The following is a 17,146-nucleotide window of genomic DNA, read 5'->3' on the forward strand; positions in this document are numbered from 1 at the left end:
ACTGGTCGGCCCCCCGGTCCCACCCCGACGAGGGAGGGAACGCAGGACCCCTCAACATTTAATGACTATGGATTGAAACGTACCCGCATGAGAGCCGCGACGTACCACGGACAGGGAGACGTCCGCGTCGAAGAGGTCGACGCCCCTGCTGGTCCCGGGGCGGACGAGATCCGGGTCTCGGTCACCGCCTGCGGGATCTGCGGGTCGGACCTCCACGAATACGCCGCCGGGCCGGTCGCGATCCCCGACGACGACCCACACCCGCTCACCGGCGAGACGCTCCCGGTCCCGCTGGGCCACGAGTTCGCCGGGGAAGTCGCCGAGGTCGGTGCCGACGTCGACGACATCTCCGCTGGCGACCCCGTGACGGTCAATCCCCTCCTCTACTGCGGGGAGTGTCGACACTGTGTTGCCGGTCACCACAACCGGTGTGAATCCGGCGGCTTCATCGGCCTCTCCGGGGGCAGGGGTGGACTCGCCGAGGAGGTCGTCGTTTCGCGGGAGAAAGCCGTCCGGCTCCCGGACGCGCTCCCCGTCGGGTACGGCGCGCTCGCCGAACCCTTCAGCGTCGGCTTCCACGCCGTCCGTACCAGTCCCCTCGCTCCAGGCGACTCCGTCGCCGTCTACGGTGCCGGCCCGATCGGCCTCACCGTCATCCAGGCTGCCCGCGCCGCCGGCGCCGACACGGTCTACGCCGTCGAACCGCAGGACACACGCCGCGACCTCGCCGGGGCCGTCGGGGCGGACGGGACGCTGGACCCGACCGCGACGGACACGGTCGCGCAGATCCACGAGCGGGCCGGCGGCGTCGACGTCTCCTTCGAAGTCGCCGGCGTCGAGCAGACGCTGCAGGATGCGGTCACAGCGACCACCGCCGGCGGCCACACTACCGTCATCAGCCAGTTCGAGGGCGCCGTGGAGGTCGACCCGAACCTCTTCGTCATGGGCGAACGCTCCCTCGACGGCACGCTCGCGTACGAGGGTGGCCCCCGGTCGGACGAGGAGTTCGGTCCCGTCGTCGGGATGTTCGCATCCGGCGCGCTCGACCCCGAGCCCCTCGTCAGCAGCTGCATCCCCCTCGACGATGTCGTCGAAGACGGCTTCGATGCGCTGCTGGACCCCGACCGGGAGGAGGTGAAGGTTCTCGTCGAACTGTAGCCCGGCCATGGACCGACCACCGTCCGGGGAAAGTTTCAACCCCCCGTCGCGTCAGGTGCGCGTATGACGGCTACTGGCATCACCGTGGGCGGCGGCGACCGCGAGGACCTGTTCGAGTACGCGACTCTGGCCGAGTCGGCGGGGCTCGAGTCGGTCTGGGTCGGGGAGTCGTGGGGTCCCGCCTCCGTACCGGCGATGACGCAGTTGCTCGAACGCACCGACACGATCGACGTCTGCTCGGGTATTTTCAACATCTACAGCCGGACGCCGGGGCTCGTCGCCATGACGGCGAACACGCTCGCGGACATCGGGGACGGCCGCTTTCGCGTCGGCATCGGCGCGAGCGGTCCGGCGGTGATCGAGAACTTCCACGGCGTCGAGTTCGAGGCGCCGCTCCGGCGGACCCGGGAGTACATCGAGACCGTCCGGGGTTTTCTCCGCGGCGACCGCGTCGAGTACGACGGCGAATTCTTCGACCTCTCGGGGTTCCAGCTCGACGTGGACACCTACCACGAGTGTCCGATATACGTCGCGGCAATGGGTGAAACGAACCGCCAGCTGTCCGGGGAATTCGCCGACGGCTGGATGCCCTTTATCCTCCCGTCGTCGGGGCTCGACGACGCGCTCGAGGCCGTCCACCGTGGTGCCTCTCGCGGCGACCGCGAGCCCGACGCCATCGACGTGGCACCGTGGGTCCCGACCTGCATCTCCGAGACAGACCCAGAGGCGGCACGCCAGCACGCCGCCTCAGTCGTCGGCTTCTACGTCGGCGCGATGGGCGACTACTACGCCGATGCCGTCACCAACTTCGGGTTCGGCGAGGAGGCCGACGCCATCCAGGCGGGCTGGGCGGACGACGGGCCTGCCGGGGCCGCCGCCGCGGTCACCGACGAGATGGTCGACGCGTTCTGCGCCGCCGGGACACCCGAACAAGCAGCCGAGAGCTTCGACCGTTTCGGGGCGGCCGGGGCCGACTCGCCGGTGGCCTACCTCCCGGCCCAGAGTGCGCCGGAGGAGATGCTTCGCGAGACAGTCGAGCATCTCTGAACGTCGGTAGATGTAACGGCGGTCGTTGCCACCCTTTTTGTGGACTCGCGCGGACAGTCCGGTATGGATTCGGTGTACGTGACTGCTGCCGACAGCCGGACGGGTCGATGGTAGACGTCGGCCCCTCGCTGCTCCGGCTCGTGTTCGCGCTGTTTCTCGTCGTTCTGAACGGCTTCTTCGTCGCCGCGGAGTTCGCCTTCGTCCGGGTCCGCGCCACCTCGGTCGAACAGCTCGTCGAGGAGGGGCGAGCCGGCGCGGAGAGTCTCCAGGACGTGATGGGGGACCTCGACAACTACCTCGCGGTGACGCAACTCGGCATCACGCTCGCCTCGCTGGGGCTGGGGTGGGCCGGCGAACCCGCCATCGCGTCGCTGCTGGAACCGGCGCTGGAGTCGGTCCTCCCGGCGTCGCTCATCCACCTGGTCGCCATCGCGGTCGGCTTCTCGATCATCACCTTCCTCCACGTCGTCTTCGGCGAACTCGCCCCGAAGACGTTCGCGATCGCCCAGACCGAGCGGTTCTCGCTGTACCTCGCGCCGCCGATGAAGGTCTTCTACTACCTCTTCTACCCGGGCATCGTCGTCTTCAACGGGGCGGCCAACGCGTTCACCAGCCTCCTGGGTGTGCCGCCGGCCTCCGAGTCCGACGAGACGCTCGGGGAGCGGGAGATCCGCCGCGTGCTGGCACGCTCCGGCGAGGCGGGCGACGTCGACGTCGCGGAGGTGGCGATGATCGACCGCGTGTTCGAGCTCGACGACACCAGCGTCCGGGAAGTCATGGTCCCGCTGCCGGACGTGGTGAGCGTGCCGGCCGACGCCACACTGGCCGAACTCCGGGAGGCCGTCTTCGAGTCAGGACACACGCGCTATCCAGTCGTCGAGGCCGACGACCCGACCCAGGTGGTCGGCTTCGTCGACCTCAAGGACGTGCTGCGCGCGAGCGAGAGCGCGGACGCCGGGACGACGACCGCCGGCGATATCGCCCGCGAGATACTCGTCGTCCCGGAGACGACCGCGATCAACGACCTCCTCCTGCAGTTCCGGGAGGAACACCAGCAGATGGCCGCGGTGATCGACGAGTGGGGGTCGCTGGAGGGGATCGCGACGGTCGAGGACGTCGTCGAGGCCGTCGTCGGCGACCTCCGCGACGAGTTCGACACCGACGAGCGCGAACCGTCGGTCCGCGAGCGCGGCGACGGCGGGTTCGACGCCGACGGCGGCGTCCCGCTGTCGGCGGTCAACGACGTGCTCGACCTCGCACTCGACCACGAGGCGGTCGAAACGGTCGGCGGGTTCGTGCTCAGCCGGCTCGACCGTGCGCCCGAACCCGGCGACAGCGTCGACGTACCCGGACACACCATCGAGGTGACTGGGGTCGACGGCACCCGGATCTCGACGGTACGGATCTACGAGCGCGAGGGGAGTGACGAGTGAGTCGGCACTGACGGGTGCGTCCCGCATCCCGGACGGTGACTCCGGAGACCGGCGGGTGCCGACTGATCCCGACTGGGTGTCTCTTCGCACGGGTCGGCGGCACCTGGCTATCCGGGTCGACCCCCGTTCACCCCCGGCTCCTCCAGTTTTCGACCAGTCGCGTCCGGAACGTTCCCGGAAGCGTCCTGGCGGCACCCGCGCAGTCGTCTCGGCCACAAAGCATATTGTCACGCTGCCAACTTGTATCGCGTGTGTGGAAGAAACCACTGCAGTGGCTACGAGCCCGATTCGCGACCGGATCTGAAGCCGAGGAGACCCGGAGAAGGAACGGCGAAGACCCCGAACCGGGGCGGCTCTACGAGTGTCCTGACTGTGGAACTGTCTACATCAGCACGGACCCCCAGCCCTGCTCCGACTGCGACAGTGACGTCGAGAACGTCCCGAACGAACGCGACCTGGGGATCAAGACGAACGAACTGTGAGCGCGGGGCCTGGCAGCACGCGAGAAGCCCGGAGCCGCGCATGGGCAGACATTCTTTAGCGCCCCGCCAGTACCCTCGCGCATGGACGCCGACCCCGACGGTGGCGGGGATGTCGAGAAGTTAGAGGGGAGAGACCCGGGGGAAGACCCGGAAGACCCGTACGAGGACACCGACATCTCCGAGCTGCCGGACTGGTGGCGGAGAACCATCGAGGAGTTCCGGCGGTACGGGCTCCGTCCGTACCGTCCGCCGCGCTTCGAGGACGGGGTGCTCAAACACGAGACCGTCGACGACCTCGAGCAAGAATACGGGATCGAGATCCGCTTTGTCGCGTACGCGTCGCAGGTCGGGAACGCGTGGGAGGTACAGGTCGACGGAGAGGCGGTCGGGAAGATCGAACGCCGGCGTTCGCCGGAGGGCTACACGGTCTACGGGATGGAGAGCGACGCGTTCGTCGACTTCGTCGAAGCGAAGCTCTGACCGCTCGCCCGGAACTCCCGTCGCGGGCTTGTGTCCCCGGGACTGGGGCGGCAGCGGAACTTATAACTGGTCGACTGGGGTTGGAGAGAGCAATGCCAACACGTCACCTGATCGCCGAGGAGTCCGAACTCGCCGAGGAGGGCGACCGCGTCCTGGCCGACGTCCGCGGGACCGAGGTCGCGGTGTTCCGGGTCGAGGGAGAACTCCACGCGCTGGTGAATTTCTGTGTCCACCAGGGTGGCCCGCTCTGCGAGGGCGACCTCTCCGGCGAGTACGGCATCGCGGACGACGGCTGGGAGTGGACCTACGACGACGTCCAGAAGAACGTCACCTGCCCCTGGCACGGCTGGAAGTTCGACGTCCGCGACGGGAAGAGCATCGACGACGACCGGTACCGGGTCCCGACCTACGACGTGGAGGTCGAGGACGGTAACGTCTACGTCCTGCGGTAGTTCAGATCCCGAACACCTCCATCGCCTTCTCGCCCATCAGCTTGCGCACCTGGTCGTCGTCGAGCTGTGCTTTCGCCGGTTTGAGGACCTCGCTGGGCGGGTCGAAGTCGGGGTGGGGATGGTCCGTCGAATACAGCAGCGTGTCGCCGCCGCCGGCCATCTCCATCGCCCACCCCATGTGCTGGGTGTCGTCGGTGTGACCGAGCGGCTGGGTCGTGATGTGGAACTGGTCTCTGATGTACTCGCTGGGCCGTTTCGTGAGCATCGGGAAGTCCTGCGAGCACTGGAGGTAGTGGTCGTCGAGCCGCCACATCATCCAGGGGAGCCACTCCGCACCCGACTCCTGGAGCACCCACTCAAGGTCGGGGAACTTCTCGGGGACGCCGTTGCAGACAAGCGAGATGAGGTGCCACATCGATTCGACGGGGAAGCTGAAGGCGTGGCTCTCCGAGAACGTCTCGGCCCACCGGCGCTGGACGGGGAACGTGCTCGCGGCCTGGACGTCCTGGCTGTGCATCACGACGGGGAGCCCGTGGTCCTGGGCGGCCTCGTAGATGGGGTCGTACATGCGGTGCCCCGCCGGCGGCACCAGCCCCGCCGCGGGGAGCTGTACACCGACGACCTGGTCTTCGGTGGCCATGCGGTCGATCTCCTCGGGCATCCGGTCGGGCACCTGGCTGGCGACCGAGAGGGTCGCGTAGAGGCGGTCGTCCGTGTCGATCCACTTGTCGAGCAGCCAGTCGTTGTAGGCCCGCGCGAGCGCGTCTGCGGTCTGGTCGTGGTTGACTGTCCCGAGCAGCCCCGGCGGGGTGAGGACGCTGTAGTCGACGTTGAACTCGTTCATGAACCCGATCTTCCCCTCCGGGTCCGTCGAGTCGTGGCCCGCCCCCGAACTCGAGTAGGCGTCGGCGTTCGGGAAGGCGGGGCTCGCGCGTGTGACTGTGTAGATCTCGTTGTACACCATCCCGCTCTCGGCCGCCGTTTCGATCATGTCACGGGCGGCGTTCGACTCGTCGATGTAGTCGACGAGGTGCTCGGCCGCCGAAAAGGACAGGTGCGAGTCCGCGTCGACGATAGTCAGTTCTTCCGCGGTGAGGGCGGGTTCTGTCTGCTGGGTTGCCATGCGTTGCCACACCATTCAGCACCCGGTACAATAAATTCGGTGGGGGGTCGTGGGCGGACCTGGGGGAGTGAAAATCCACTATGGTGACAGAAGACGAATGCTCCGACAGGGATTTGAACTCGCCGAGACGTGCTCGCTACGCTGCGCGCGACTCGTCTGCTCGAATCCCTTTGTGTGCTTCCTTCTTCACTCACTCCGTTCGTTCAGAAGAGTGCTCCGACAGGGATTCGAACCCTGGTCATTGCCTCGAGAGGGCAATATGATTGGCCGGACTACACTATCGGAGCGCCCGAACGCAAGCAGACGTAGCGACAGAATGCTTTTAACCATTGCGTTTCGCCCTCACTCCTCGTCGAAGGGCGAGCCGGCGGCGTCGGGTTCGTGGCCGCTGAGGCTGATGATGTTCTCCCGGCCGACCCGGAGCTTGCTGATCTCCCCGTCTTCCTCCATCTCCGAGAGGAGCATGCTCACCTTCGATTTCGACCACTCGGTCTCGTCGACGATGTCGACCTGCTTCATCCGCCCGCCGTTGTCCTCGAGCAGCCTGCGGACGCGGTCCTCGTCGGAGAGCAGTTCCGCCTCCGATACCGGCGGGCTGGCGGCCGGGTCCCGGGTCTGTGCCCCGGCTGTCCCGGCCGAGGGGCCACCGGCGTCGCCCGGCGAACCGGTCTCCCCGTCAGTGCCGGACGCCCTGCCGGCCGGGATGGCGCCGCTGTACCAGGCCAGACCGACCAGCCCGAGGAGCAACACCACCCCGAGCGCGACCGGGAGCATCAGCCCGGAGCCCCCGTCGTTCGGCGACGACCCGTTCGGGTCACCCGCGCCGTCGGAGCCCGCGCCCCCGTTCGTCCCGGACCCGTCGGACCCGGGAGTAGCCGTTCCCTCTCCAGGTGTTTCCGCTCCGGCCTCGACTCGCGCGTACGCGACGCGCGGCCGGGCGTCGAGAAAGCGCCGCTCGCCGACCCAGGTGACGGTGTCGCTAGCCCCGAGAGCCCCGCCGGCCACGGAGTCCGGCTCCGGGTCGACGCCGTCGGCGGCGAAGCTGAGGTTCCGTCCGTGAGCGAAGACGAGGCGCTGGTCCGTATCGATGTACATCCCGCCCTCGAAGACGTCCGAGACGACGACCCGGTCCTCGCGGACCTGCGCGAAGCCACTCCACAGGAAGGAGAGTTCGACGACCCCCACGGCCTGGGTCCCGCCGGGCTGTGTCCGCACGAACGCCGCCCGCCGGAAGCCGGTTGCCGTCATGTTCCGCCCGGTCGCGTTCGTCCCGAAGGCGGTCAGCCGCTCGGCCCGGGTCCGGAAGTCGCGGACGAACGCCGGTTCGGTGCGCTCGAACTCGGCGGCGTACTCCTCGAAGGTGGCGACCTGTGACTCGTTCTCCAGCAGGCGCAGGTACTGGAGCGTCCAGCGAGCCGACCCGTTCTCGTAGGCCGTGACACGGAAGACCGTGCTGTCGAACCCGTCGGGCGTCGCCTGGGGGACGGGGCCGGGAGCGGTCTGTGACGCGAGTCCGGCGTTCGCTGCCGGCTCACCCGCCGACCCGGGCGCGGCGGCCGAGGCCGCAGCGAGCGCGGGGGCCGCGGCGACCGCTCCGAGTACGAGAACCGCGACGAGGCCGACCGCCCCCAACCGTCGGGTCATCTGTTCGGTACCTCTGCTGGCCGACGGGAAAAGCGCTGTGTCTACCGGTGGGGAAGCGCCTCGGCGAGCGCCTCGGCGGGGTGGGACGGCGTTTCGCCCTTCAGGACCTCCTCGCCCAGCTGCGAGCGGCAGGACGCGCCGGGCGCGACCACTCGCTCCCCCGGGCTTTCGGTGACCTGGCTCTCGAGGATGGAGCCGATGGCCCGACTCATCGAGTAGTGCTCGGCCTCGTAGCCGAAGCTCCCGGCCATGCCACAGCAGCCCGAGTCCAGCGCGTCGACCGCGTAGCCGGCCCGCCGGAGTACCCCTACCGCGTGGTGGTCGCGCTTGACCGCCGTCTGGTGACAGTGGCCGTGGTAGGTCAGCGTCTCGTCGGGCGCCTCGAAGGGGACGCGCTCGTCGAGGCGGTGGCGGTCCAGATACTCACAGACTCCGTAGGTGTTGGCGGCGACCCGCTCGACGGTGTCGCCGGCGAGCAGGTCCAGGTAGTCGGACTGGAACATCACCGCGTCGGAGGGCTCGACGACCACGACGTCGAACCCCTCGGCGAGGGACGGCGCCAGCGCGCGGACGTTCGTCCGCGCCCGCTCGCGGGCCGTGTCGAGAAAGCCCTTCGAGTGGGCCGCCCGCCCGCTCGGAGCGACGCCCTCCGCCAGGCGGACGTGAACGTCCGCCGCCTCCAGCACCCGGACGGCCGCCTTCCCGGCCTCGGGGTGGCTGTAGTTGGTGTACGTGTCGGGGAAGAGGACTGCCTTCCGGACCGCCTCGCCAGGCTCGACGGCGGGCTCGCGGCCGGCCATCCAGTCGGTCAAGGTCTTCCGGCGGAAGGTCGGCAGGTCGCGCTCGCGGGCGATCCCCAGGGCCTTCTCGGCGACGAGCCCGCTTCCCGGGAGGTTCCCCGCCCAGTTGGAGAGGGGTGCGAGCGCGCTCGCCAGCCGGCTCACGCTGTCGATGTTGGCAAACAGGCGGTCCCGGAGCGTGGTCGCGCCCTCCTGGTGGGCCTGGTACTCGACTTCGGCCTTGAGTTTCGCCATGTCGACCTCGCTGGGGCAGTCCCGGGCACACCCCTTGCAGCCGATACACAGGTCCATCACCTCCGAGACGAACTCCTCGTCGGTGACGTCGTCGGGCAGGTCGCCGCTCATCGCCTGCCGGAGCATGTTCGCCCGGCCGCGGGTGCTGGTCACCTCCTCCTCGGCAGCCCGGAACGTCGGGCACATCACGCCGCCGGTGGTCTCCTGGGGACCCCGACACCCCCCGCAGCCGTGACAGAGTTCGACCATTCCCTGCATCCCGTTGTCGTTGTCCCATTCCAGCCGGGGCTCGAAGCCCAGGTCGAGGTCGTACTCGGGATCGAAACGGAGGTGGTCGGTCATCTCGACGACGCGGGCCCGCTCGGGAACGTCCGCGCCGGGCTCGCGGTAGCCGACGACCTGCCCGGGGTTGAACAGCCAGCCGGGGTCGAAGGCCTCCTTCAGCGACAGCGAGAGGTCCCAGACCCGCTGGCCGTACAGCTTGTGGTTCCACCGGCTGCGCGCCCGGCCGTCACCGTGTTCGCCGGAGACGCTGCCGCCCTGCTCGACGACCAGGTCGGTGGCTTTCTCCGCGATCGCCCGCATCGTCTCCACGCCCTCGACGGTCTTGGTGTCGACCAGCGGGCGGATGTGCAGACAGCCCGGCCCGGCGTGGCCGTAGAAGCTCGCGACCGACCCCTCCTCCGCGAGCAGTTCCTGGAAGCCGGCCACGAAGTCGGGCAGCTGCTCGGGCGGGACGGCGGCGTCCTCGATGAAGCTGATGTGTTTCTCGTCCGTCGTCCGGCCCAGGAGAATGGGCAGGCCGCTCTTGCGGAGCTTCCAGAAGCGGTCCCGCTCGGCCTGGTCGTGGGCCTCCGCCGCCGCCGTCGCGTAGGCCGGCGCGTCGGTCGTCTCCGCGGCGCCGTCTGCGGGGCTGGCTGCCGTTTCCGCTCCCGGAAACCGGTCGGCCAGCAGGTCCGCAACTTTCTCCCGACCCTCCTCGTCGCTGTCGGCGTAGAACTCGACGAGCAGAACCGCGCCGGTCCCTGCCGCGACCATCTCCTCGACGAGCGCACCGAACTCCTCGGTATCGCGGGCCAGGTCCAGCAGAACGTCGTCGAGCACCTCGACGGCCGCCGGGTCGTGAGCGACGATCGGTGCCACGTCCCGGCTGGCGTCGAGCAGGTCCTCGTACTGGAGCAGCGCCATCGCCTTCGTCTCCGGGACCGCCTCCAGCGAGACCGTCGCCTCCGTGACGATAGCGAAGGTCCCTTCGCTGCCCGCCAGCAGCCGGGCCAGGTTGACCGTCCCCGTCTCGGCCTCCTCGACCAGCCGGTCGAGGTTGTACCCCGAGACGTTGCGCTTGAGGTCCGGGTAGGCCTCCGCGACGGTCTCCCGTTCGTCGAGGATGCGGGCGACGGCGGCGTAGACCCGCTGCTCGGTGTTCCCTTCGGGGTCCGCGCGTTCGCGGAGGTCGGCGACCGCTATCTCGCCGAACTCCGTCACCGTCCCGTCCGCGAGGACGGCCTCGCAGGATTCGACGTAGGCGTCGGTCTTGCCGTACTGAAGGGAGTGTGAGCCCGTGGAGTTGTTCCCGATGGCGCCGCCCAGCGCGCTCTTGTCCCCCCACGCCGGGTCCGGGGCGAACTTGAGGTCGTGGTCGGCGAGTGCGGCGTTCAGGTCGCCCAGGTAGACGCCGGGGTCCGCGCGGGCGACTTCCCTCTCGGGGTCGACCTCGTGGACCCGGTCCATGTGCCGGGTGAAATCGAGGACGACCGCCTCGTTGACCGTCTGGCCGGCGAGGCTGGTCCCGCCGCCCCGAGGGAGCACCGGCACGTCCCGGTCGGCACACAGCGAGACGGCGGCTGCCACGTCGCCGGTCGACTGCGGGAAGACGACCCCGACCGGCGTCACCTCGTAGGCGCTGGCGTCGGTCGCGTACAGCTGGCGGGAGTACTCGTCGAAGCGGACCTCGCCGTCGACGCGCCCCTCGAGCGCCGCGACGAGGTCGGGGCGCGTCTCGGCGCCACCCTGGTAGTCGTAGTCGGATCGGGGGTCCGCTGCCGGGTCGACCCCGGCACCTGTCCCCGCGTCGTCGACACCCATATCCCCTCCTTTGGCCCCGCCCCGAATAATCCATCGCCGGCCACGGCTTCTCTGCGGGGAGACCCGGCCGCTCTGGTCCGGCTACTCCTCCTCGATGCTCGCCTCCGGCGCGTTCTGCTTCACGCTCTCGATTCCCTGTTTGGCCTTCTGCTTGGACGCGTAGCCCTCGCCGCTGTCGGCGATGATGTTGCCGTTCTCGTGGCGGAGCCGCCAGCGGTACTGTCCTGCGTTGTCCTCGTACAGTTCGAAGGTCGCTGTCATACAACTATCCCCTCAGGAGCCAGATGGAAATAGCCGACGGCCGTCAGGGCGCCAGGCGGTTCTTCCGGCCTTTCATCTCGCGCTCGTAGTAGTCGAAGGTGACCGGACACCAGTCCGCCGCGAGGTCGAGCAGCTCTTCTGTCAGCTCACGGATCTCCCACTGTGCGTCCGCAGCCGCTCGCATGTCAGCCACGTGCATCAACATCCTGACATTCATCGACATCACGATGTTGACCTTCGTGCCGATGGGCAGCACGAACCGGGCGTCCTCGGGGGGCATCCCCAGGTCGAGCAGCTCCTGGTAGCTCTCGACGGCGTCGGCGACGGTCTCCCGGAACAGCTCCTCACGGCGACGGACCTGCTCCTCGTCGACATCGGCCGTTCGCTGGTTCCGGCCGACCCAGTCCGGGTCGGTCGCGGAGGGCGGGACGACGACCATCTCGCCGTCGCGGACGGCCGCTGGGTCGACGTCGTCGAACGCGACGTAGCGCATGCTCCGGACGTCGAATGAGACGTGGCGGTGGCGGGTGATCTGGGCCATACACGACCGGCTTACCCCTTTCACCGCGAAGGTGGCCTGTGGGTGTTCGAAGGGCCCGAAGTGACCGTGGTCCATCAGGTGGCCGATGAGGGTCCGCATCTTCTCTTCTGTCGTGTCTCCGTCGACCGTCTCCATCGTCTCCTCGAAGGTGAGGTCGCCGACAAACTCCTGCATGTAGTCGTTTCGGGCCGCTTTGCAGATGAGCTCCTCCGGGTTCTCTGTTGCCTCGACGAGTTGGACTTCCATGTCAGGCTGCATTAGTGGTTGTGTGCCTCCTGTAAAACGCTTCCTTCAGCTCCTCGTACATTTCTTTGCTCCCGGTCTCGAATTTGTACTCGAAGCCCGGTACCGGCTCGCCGACGTACTCGAAAAACCACTCAGTCTCATCGGAAGTCAGCATGAGTCTCCCCTCGTGAAATGTTGGAGTGATGGGCGTCGGGTCAAAGAGTCCGCGGACGAATGCTTTCCGGTCTTTCTCGTTGTACGCAGAGATCCAGACCTGGGGACGTGTGTGTCCTTTTGTTCCCCACAGCAAGTTTCCGTCACAGACGTACCAGAGCTTGAGAGTTATTGGCTGTAGTCGCAAATCCTCGGGGAAGCGTTTCTGTTCTTCGGTGTACCATTCGGCATACCGATTGAGTTCTGTATGTCGGCGCGTCGTCAAGAGATACTGGTCACGGATCTCGTAGTCGACGGATGCAAACCGCTCTAGTGCCGACGAGCGATTCGCTTCGCGGATCTCGTCACTCGTCCGACGGAGGGTGACAGTATTCGAAAGCCACGCCAGCTGTTCGTCGATCCATTCCAAGAATCGGGAGTTGACGCTGTGTACCTCCATCCGAGGGTTCGCTGCTGATGGGGGGTTGTGAACTGTTGCGTCGCCCATCAACAACCCGCTCAGTATTTCATGGCGGCGCCGGTCGAGCGGCGGATAAGAACAGTCGGCCGACATAGCCCAGTGCTGCGCGAGCCGCTCGTAGGAATCACCACACGCCGGACATTCAGTATCCCCCATTAACCGGTTGTACCAGCGCTTCCAGCAATAAGAATCGGCCTGCTGGTGAAAGTGGAGAACCTGTTAGGTCGACGTTCGAGCTCGAGAACAAAAGGCCCGCCACGGACCGCTCAGGGAGACTACAGCACCCGCCAGGGCGAGGGGTCGCCGCCGAGCCCGCGCACGCGGACCTCCCGTTGCCCCTCGCGCTCGCGAAGTTGCACCTGGCCGTCGAAGTTCTGTTTGAGCACCTGCAGGGTCTGCTGGTCGTGAGCGCTCTCGTCGATGGTGAACAACCCGACGAAGCCCGCCCCGTCCAGCCGCGAGGCGAGGACGTGACAGAACTTGAAGACGGTCTTCTCATCGGTGTAGGTCAGCATCGTGGACAGCGAGGTCAGCCCGAACCGGCCGCGGTCGTACCCGCCGACGTCGACCCGGTCGAGTGCCTCCGTGATGCAGACGCCGATGCTGGTCAGGTCCGCGGGGTCCGAGACGCGGTGGACGTGGCTGCCGCCCTCGAGTTCCTGGCTCTCGCGGCTCCCCTCCGCACGGCAGTCGACCACGCTGAGTGCTCGCCCCTCGAACTCCGCCCGCTCGCGGATGTCGTCGACGAACCCCTCCGCGGTGCCGCTCGTCGTGACGGCGAGTGCGGCCTCGCTCCGGGAGAGTCCGTCGGCCAGAAACGACTGCAGCAGCCCGTCTTTGCCGGTCATCGCCGGGCCGGAGATCAGCAGCGCAGTCCCCGACGGAACCGACCGCAGGCGGTCGACGTCGAGCACGCCCCCGAGGTCGTAGGCGCCGCGGTCAGCCGCCCCCGCCATCGTCGACCCCCCGGATGGCCGCGATGAACTCTTCGTCGTCCGCGATGCCGCCGATCGTCTCCGAGAGCCGGTCGCGCAACTCCTCGACCTCCGCCGTCAGCCGCCGGTACTCCCGGTTCTCCGCCAGCGCCGCGTCCTCCTTGGTCGCCTCGAGCGCCGCCCGCTTCTCGACCAGGGCGTAGTACTCCCGGAGCAGGCTGTCGTACTCCGACCGCGCCAGCAGGGCCTCGACGGTCTCTGTCAACTGGTCGGCGTCCACCGGCTTCGAGAGGTAGGTGTCAAAGCCCATCTCGAGGATCTCGAAGTCCGGGTCGACAGCCGTCACCATCGCCACCCGGCAGTCGATGCCCCGTTCGCGGATCCGTTCGAGGAGCTCGTCGCCGGACAGCCCGGGCATCTTCCGGTCGAGCAACACCACGTCGACCGAGTCGTCGAGCCGGCGTAATCCCTCGTCGCCGTCCGCGGCCACCCGGACCTCGTAGGCCTCCTCGAGCCAGATCTCGTAGGTCCCAGCGACGTCGGGCTCGTCCTCGACGATCAGCACGACGGGGTCGTCTGTCCCATCCATCTCGTCTCGCCGGGGGGTTGTATTTCAGTCCACATAGCCCTGTGGGTTGGCCGGTCGTCGCCGCTCCGGAGTTCGATAGGCTTAAACTGCCAGGTCGGAAACTACCGGCCGCGGGCTCGTAGATCAGTGGTAGATCATCCCCCTGGCACGGGGAAGGCCCGGGGTTCAAATCCCCGCGAGTCCACTCGACTCACTTCGTTCGTCTCATTCCCTCGCGAGCCCCCGCTCACTCCGTTCGCGGGGACCCCGCGAGTCCACTCGCTCCGCGGGTCGTTCCGCTCGCGAGACCCCCGCGAGTCCACTGGGTCCCGTAAGCCCGGCTGGCTCCCGAACCACCAGGGTTCAGGTCCGGTCGATCTGCGTCTGCTCGGCCGCGACGAACGTCTCGGACCCCGCCAGAAACTCCGCCTCGTCGGCCTGGATCGCCTCGTTCAGTTCCTCGGTGAACCCCGACTGGATGTCCTCGGTCGACTCGAAGTACAGCTCCGCGACCCCGTCGTAGGGGGCGTCCCCGGGGTTGATCGCCGGGGCGATGGTGTACCGCTGCAGCGTCGACACCTTCTCGATCTGCTTGACGTGTTCCTCGTCCCAGTACTCGACGAACGCCTCCCAGTCCAGGTCGTCCCGTTTCTCGACCAGCGCCACGATCTTGAGCATACCTGACACAGGTGTCCCGGGGATAATATAACTCCGCCGCGTGCCGGCCCGTCGCGCGCCCGTGGAGGCTTCGCACAATCTCGCAGCTAGCACAGTCCCGCAGTCAGCATAGTCCCGTAGCTATTTGCCGGAGACGCGAGAGCGGGGAGGTATGGAACGGATCGAACTCGATGAGGCGCCGCCGGCAGCACTCTCGACCGGGTACGGCCGTCTCGCGCTCGACGACGCGCTCGGCGCGACCGACCTGGCGGTCAAGTACTACGACCTCGACCCCGGGGAGGTCTTCTCCGGAGCGTACCACACCCACGAGAGCCAGGAGGAGATCTTCATCATCCTTGAGGGGGAGGCGACCTGGGACACCGAGGAGGGCGAAGCCAGCATGACACTGTCTGCCGGGGAGGCGGTTCGCTTCGCGCCCGGCGAGTTCCAGCACGGCTACGTCGAGGAGAGTCGCGAGGAAGGCGTCCGCGCGCTCGCGCTCGGCGCGCCGCCGGGGATGGACGAAACCGTCTCGAAGTTCACATGCCCCGCCTGCGAGGAGGTGACCGAGCACGACGTCGACCTCGATGCCGACGAGCGGGTCTCGACGGCGACCTGCCGGAACTGCGGGAACGAGGTCAGGACGGAGCTGGGCTGACGGCCGCCCGGGGACCGTCGGGTGCGCCCCGGCCCGGCCTCAGTCGCCGGCTTCCTCTTCCTCGCCCAGCTGGACGTCGTCGAAGCGGTCCCGGAGCGTCTTCTTGTCGAACTTCCCGGTCGAGGTCTTGGGGATCTCGTCGAGGAACTGGTACTCGTCGGGGAGCCACCAGTCGGGGTAGGTCTCGGCGAGGTGTTCGTTGAGCTCCTCCGCGGTCACTTCCATCCCCTCCCGGAGGACGACACACGCCATCGGCCGCTCCTGCCACTTGGCGTGGGGGACGGCGATCACGGAGGCCTCGCTGACCGCCTCGTGGCCGATCAGCTCGTTTTCCAGGTCGACACTCGAGATCCACTCGCCGCCGCTTTTGATGACGTCTTTCTCGCGGTCGACCAGGTCGAGGTAGCCGTCCTCGTCCTGGGTGGCGATGTCGCCGGTCTTGAACCAGCCGTCCTCGGTGAACGATTCCGCGTTTGCATCCGGCCGGTTGTGGTAGCTGTCCAGCACCCACGGCCCGCGCACCTCGAGTTCGCCCATCGACTCGCCGTCCTTGGGGACGACGTTGCCCTCGTCGTCGCGGATCCGCGTCTCGATGCCCGGCACCGGGAAGCCCGCCTTGGCGCGTTTGGCGTAGCGTTCCTCCGCCGGCGCGTCCTGCAGTTCCTTCCGCAGCGTCGACAGCGACCCCAGCGGCGTGGTTTCGGTCATTCCCCAGCCCTGGATGATCGGCGCGTCGTACTCCTCGTCGTACTTGCGGATGAGCGACTCCGGCGGGGCCGAGCCGCCGACGGTGAGCCGCTCGATATTGGAGATGTCGACCTCGGGGTTCTCGTCGAGGAACTCCGCCATCTCCAGCCAGATGGTCGGGACCGCCGCCGAGAAGGTCACCTCCTCCTCGTCGATCAGCCGGGCGATGCTCTCGGGGTCGGTGTGGACCGTCGGGAACACCTGCTTGGCTCCGACCATCGTCGAGGCGTAGGGGACCCCCCAGCCGTTGGCGTGGAACATCGGCACCACCGGCAGGGTGACGTCGGACTCGCCGATCCCGTTGGCGTCGGTGTGACCGGTCATCACGCTGTGGAGGTAGATGGCCCGGTGGCTGTACTGGACGCCCTTGGGCTTGCCCGTCGTCCCGGAGGTGTGACACATGCCGTACTCGGAGTCCTCGTCGAGTTCGGGCCAGTCGTACTCCGTGGGGTGGCCCTCGATGAGCTCCTCGTAGGAGACCACCGGCTCGAGGCTCGTCTCGGGCACCTCGTCGGCCAGGACGACGTACTGCTCGACGGTGTCGAGCTGGTCGGCGTTGGCCTCGACCTTCTCGAGCAGGGCGGGGTCGACGAAGAGGACTTCGTCGGCGGCGTCATTGATCGTGAACTGGAAGTGGCCGTCGGGCAGGCGCATGTTGCACATGTGGAGGCTCCGGCCCGTACAGCCCGGCGCGAAGTAGAGTTCGAGGTGCCGGTAGTGGTTCATCGCGACCGCGCCCACCCGACCGTCCTCGCTGACCCCGAGCTCGTCCAGCGCGTGCCCCAGCTGGGCGATCCGGTCGGCCGCGTCGGCGTAGGTGTACCGGTGTTTCGAGCCGTCGGGCTGGAGCGTGACGATCTCGCGGTCCGGGAACAGCTCTTCCGCGCGACCGATGAGCTTGTCGATGGTGAGTTGAACGTCCATCATAGACATTCGATAGCATCACCCGGCAGCGACTTATAAGTTGACGACATCGGCCCGC

The 17,146-nt window shown here is 67.7% G+C and carries 16 protein-coding genes, 2 tRNA genes and 1 pseudogene; 8 read left to right on the forward strand and 11 right to left on the reverse strand.

Features of this window, described 5'->3' with window-relative positions:
• Positions 1–87: 87 nt before the first annotated feature.
• From GN153_RS04615 to GN153_RS04640, 6 genes are all read left to right on the forward strand, one after another.
• Complete coding sequence (locus GN153_RS04615; protein WP_159900298.1) at positions 88–1,158, forward strand: 2,3-butanediol dehydrogenase; 1,071 nt, start codon at positions 88–90, stop codon at positions 1,156–1,158.
• 63 nt (positions 1,159–1,221) lie between these two features.
• Positions 1,222–2,205: an LLM class flavin-dependent oxidoreductase gene (locus GN153_RS04620; RefSeq protein ID WP_159900300.1), complete on the forward strand. Its 984-nt coding sequence runs from the start codon at positions 1,222–1,224 to the stop codon at positions 2,203–2,205.
• A 107-nt stretch (positions 2,206–2,312) separates the two neighbouring features.
• Complete coding sequence (locus tag GN153_RS04625; protein WP_159900302.1) at positions 2,313–3,638, forward strand: hemolysin family protein; 1,326 nt, start codon at positions 2,313–2,315, stop codon at positions 3,636–3,638.
• 251 nt (positions 3,639–3,889) lie between these two features.
• On the forward strand, positions 3,890–4,120 hold the full coding sequence (locus tag GN153_RS04630; RefSeq protein ID WP_159900304.1) for a hypothetical protein: 231 nt from the start codon (positions 3,890–3,892) through the stop codon (positions 4,118–4,120).
• A gap of 81 nt (positions 4,121–4,201) precedes the next feature.
• Positions 4,202–4,600 (forward strand): hypothetical protein, encoded by a 399-nt coding sequence (locus GN153_RS04635; RefSeq protein WP_159900306.1) that lies wholly within the window; start codon positions 4,202–4,204, stop codon positions 4,598–4,600.
• Between the two features lie 92 nt (positions 4,601–4,692).
• Positions 4,693–5,052, forward strand: a complete 360-nt coding sequence (locus GN153_RS04640; RefSeq protein ID WP_159900308.1) for a Rieske (2Fe-2S) protein — start codon at positions 4,693–4,695, stop codon at positions 5,050–5,052.
• A 1-nt stretch (position 5,053) separates the two neighbouring features.
• On the opposite strand, the gene GN153_RS04645 is transcribed toward GN153_RS04640, so the two are convergent.
• The 9 genes and pseudogenes from GN153_RS04645 to GN153_RS04685 all read right to left on the reverse strand — a co-directional run bounded on the left by GN153_RS04645 (position 5,054) and on the right by GN153_RS04685 (position 14,123).
• Positions 5,054–6,175, reverse strand: a complete 1,122-nt coding sequence (locus GN153_RS04645) for an amidohydrolase family protein (protein ID WP_159900310.1) — start codon at positions 6,173–6,175, stop codon at positions 5,054–5,056.
• Between the two features lie 212 nt (positions 6,176–6,387).
• A tRNA-Glu gene (locus tag GN153_RS04650) sits at positions 6,388–6,462 on the reverse strand.
• Positions 6,463–6,517: 55 nt separating this feature from the next.
• On the reverse strand, positions 6,518–7,819 hold the full coding sequence (locus tag GN153_RS04655) for a helix-turn-helix transcriptional regulator (protein WP_159900312.1): 1,302 nt from the start codon (positions 7,817–7,819) through the stop codon (positions 6,518–6,520).
• 41 nt (positions 7,820–7,860) lie between these two features.
• The gene (locus tag GN153_RS04660; RefSeq protein WP_159900314.1) at positions 7,861–10,938 is read right to left on the reverse strand and encodes an FAD-binding and (Fe-S)-binding domain-containing protein; all 3,078 of its coding nucleotides are present in this window, start codon (positions 10,936–10,938) and stop codon (positions 7,861–7,863) included.
• A gap of 81 nt (positions 10,939–11,019) precedes the next feature.
• Positions 11,020–11,193: pseudogene (locus tag GN153_RS04665) on the reverse strand (HVO_2922 family protein); the annotation flags it as partial.
• A gap of 49 nt (positions 11,194–11,242) precedes the next feature.
• Positions 11,243–11,986: an FAD-dependent thymidylate synthase gene (gene thyX / locus GN153_RS04670; protein WP_159902182.1), complete on the reverse strand. Its 744-nt coding sequence runs from the start codon at positions 11,984–11,986 to the stop codon at positions 11,243–11,245.
• A 1-nt stretch (position 11,987) separates the two neighbouring features.
• Positions 11,988–12,755 carry a hypothetical protein gene (locus GN153_RS04675; protein ID WP_159900318.1) on the reverse strand — a complete coding sequence of 256 codons (768 nt, stop codon included), beginning with the start codon at positions 12,753–12,755 and terminating at the stop codon, positions 11,988–11,990.
• 119 nt (positions 12,756–12,874) lie between these two features.
• Positions 12,875–13,555 carry an RAD55 family ATPase gene (locus GN153_RS04680; protein WP_159900320.1) on the reverse strand — a complete coding sequence of 227 codons (681 nt, stop codon included), beginning with the start codon at positions 13,553–13,555 and terminating at the stop codon, positions 12,875–12,877.
• Positions 13,539–14,123, reverse strand: a complete 585-nt coding sequence (locus GN153_RS04685) for a response regulator (RefSeq protein WP_159900322.1) — start codon at positions 14,121–14,123, stop codon at positions 13,539–13,541. Before GN153_RS04685 ends, GN153_RS04680 begins: the two co-directional genes overlap by 17 nt.
• 112 nt (positions 14,124–14,235) lie before the next feature.
• Here GN153_RS04685 and GN153_RS04690 point away from each other — a divergent pair.
• A tRNA-Ala gene (locus GN153_RS04690) sits at positions 14,236–14,307 on the forward strand.
• Between the two features lie 158 nt (positions 14,308–14,465).
• On the opposite strand, the gene GN153_RS04695 is transcribed toward GN153_RS04690, so the two are convergent.
• Positions 14,466–14,780 carry an EthD family reductase gene (locus GN153_RS04695; RefSeq protein ID WP_159900324.1) on the reverse strand — a complete coding sequence of 105 codons (315 nt, stop codon included), beginning with the start codon at positions 14,778–14,780 and terminating at the stop codon, positions 14,466–14,468.
• Between the two features lie 151 nt (positions 14,781–14,931).
• Here GN153_RS04695 and GN153_RS04700 point away from each other — a divergent pair, with 151 nt between their 5' ends.
• On the forward strand, positions 14,932–15,417 hold the full coding sequence (locus GN153_RS04700) for a cupin domain-containing protein (RefSeq protein ID WP_159900326.1): 486 nt from the start codon (positions 14,932–14,934) through the stop codon (positions 15,415–15,417).
• Between the two features lie 39 nt (positions 15,418–15,456).
• On the opposite strand, the gene GN153_RS04705 is transcribed toward GN153_RS04700, so the two are convergent.
• On the reverse strand, positions 15,457–17,088 hold the full coding sequence (locus GN153_RS04705) for a long-chain fatty acid--CoA ligase (RefSeq protein WP_159902184.1): 1,632 nt from the start codon (positions 17,086–17,088) through the stop codon (positions 15,457–15,459).
• Positions 17,089–17,146 lie beyond the last annotated feature (58 nt).

This window comes from Salinirussus salinus (assembly GCF_009831455.1).
In the GTDB taxonomy this organism is placed as follows: Archaea; Halobacteriota; Halobacteria; order Halobacteriales; family Haloarculaceae; genus Salinirussus; species Salinirussus salinus.

Coding starts and splice junctions, on each gene's coding strand:
- GN153_RS04645 (WP_159900310.1), bottom strand. CDS start 6,175: ATGGCAACCCAGCAGACAGAACCCGCCCTCACCGCGGAAGAACTGACT.
- GN153_RS04675 (WP_159900318.1), bottom strand. CDS start 12,755: ATGGGGGATACTGAATGTCCGGCGTGTGGTGATTCCTACGAGCGGCTC.
- GN153_RS04615 (WP_159900298.1), top strand. CDS start 88: ATGAGAGCCGCGACGTACCACGGACAGGGAGACGTCCGCGTCGAAGAG.
- GN153_RS04625 (WP_159900302.1), top strand. CDS start 2,313: ATGGTAGACGTCGGCCCCTCGCTGCTCCGGCTCGTGTTCGCGCTGTTT.
- GN153_RS04700 (WP_159900326.1), top strand. CDS start 14,932: ATGGAACGGATCGAACTCGATGAGGCGCCGCCGGCAGCACTCTCGACC.
- GN153_RS04705 (WP_159902184.1), bottom strand. CDS start 17,088: ATGGACGTTCAACTCACCATCGACAAGCTCATCGGTCGCGCGGAAGAG.
- GN153_RS04695 (WP_159900324.1), bottom strand. CDS start 14,780: ATGCTCAAGATCGTGGCGCTGGTCGAGAAACGGGACGACCTGGACTGG.
- thyX (WP_159902182.1), bottom strand. CDS start 11,986: ATGGAAGTCCAACTCGTCGAGGCAACAGAGAACCCGGAGGAGCTCATC.
- GN153_RS04620 (WP_159900300.1), top strand. CDS start 1,222: ATGACGGCTACTGGCATCACCGTGGGCGGCGGCGACCGCGAGGACCTG.
- GN153_RS04685 (WP_159900322.1), bottom strand. CDS start 14,123: ATGGATGGGACAGACGACCCCGTCGTGCTGATCGTCGAGGACGAGCCC.
- GN153_RS04680 (WP_159900320.1), bottom strand. CDS start 13,555: ATGGCGGGGGCGGCTGACCGCGGCGCCTACGACCTCGGGGGCGTGCTC.
- GN153_RS04640 (WP_159900308.1), top strand. CDS start 4,693: ATGCCAACACGTCACCTGATCGCCGAGGAGTCCGAACTCGCCGAGGAG.
- GN153_RS04635 (WP_159900306.1), top strand. CDS start 4,202: ATGGACGCCGACCCCGACGGTGGCGGGGATGTCGAGAAGTTAGAGGGG.
- GN153_RS04655 (WP_159900312.1), bottom strand. CDS start 7,819: ATGACCCGACGGTTGGGGGCGGTCGGCCTCGTCGCGGTTCTCGTACTC.
- GN153_RS04660 (WP_159900314.1), bottom strand. CDS start 10,938: ATGGGTGTCGACGACGCGGGGACAGGTGCCGGGGTCGACCCGGCAGCG.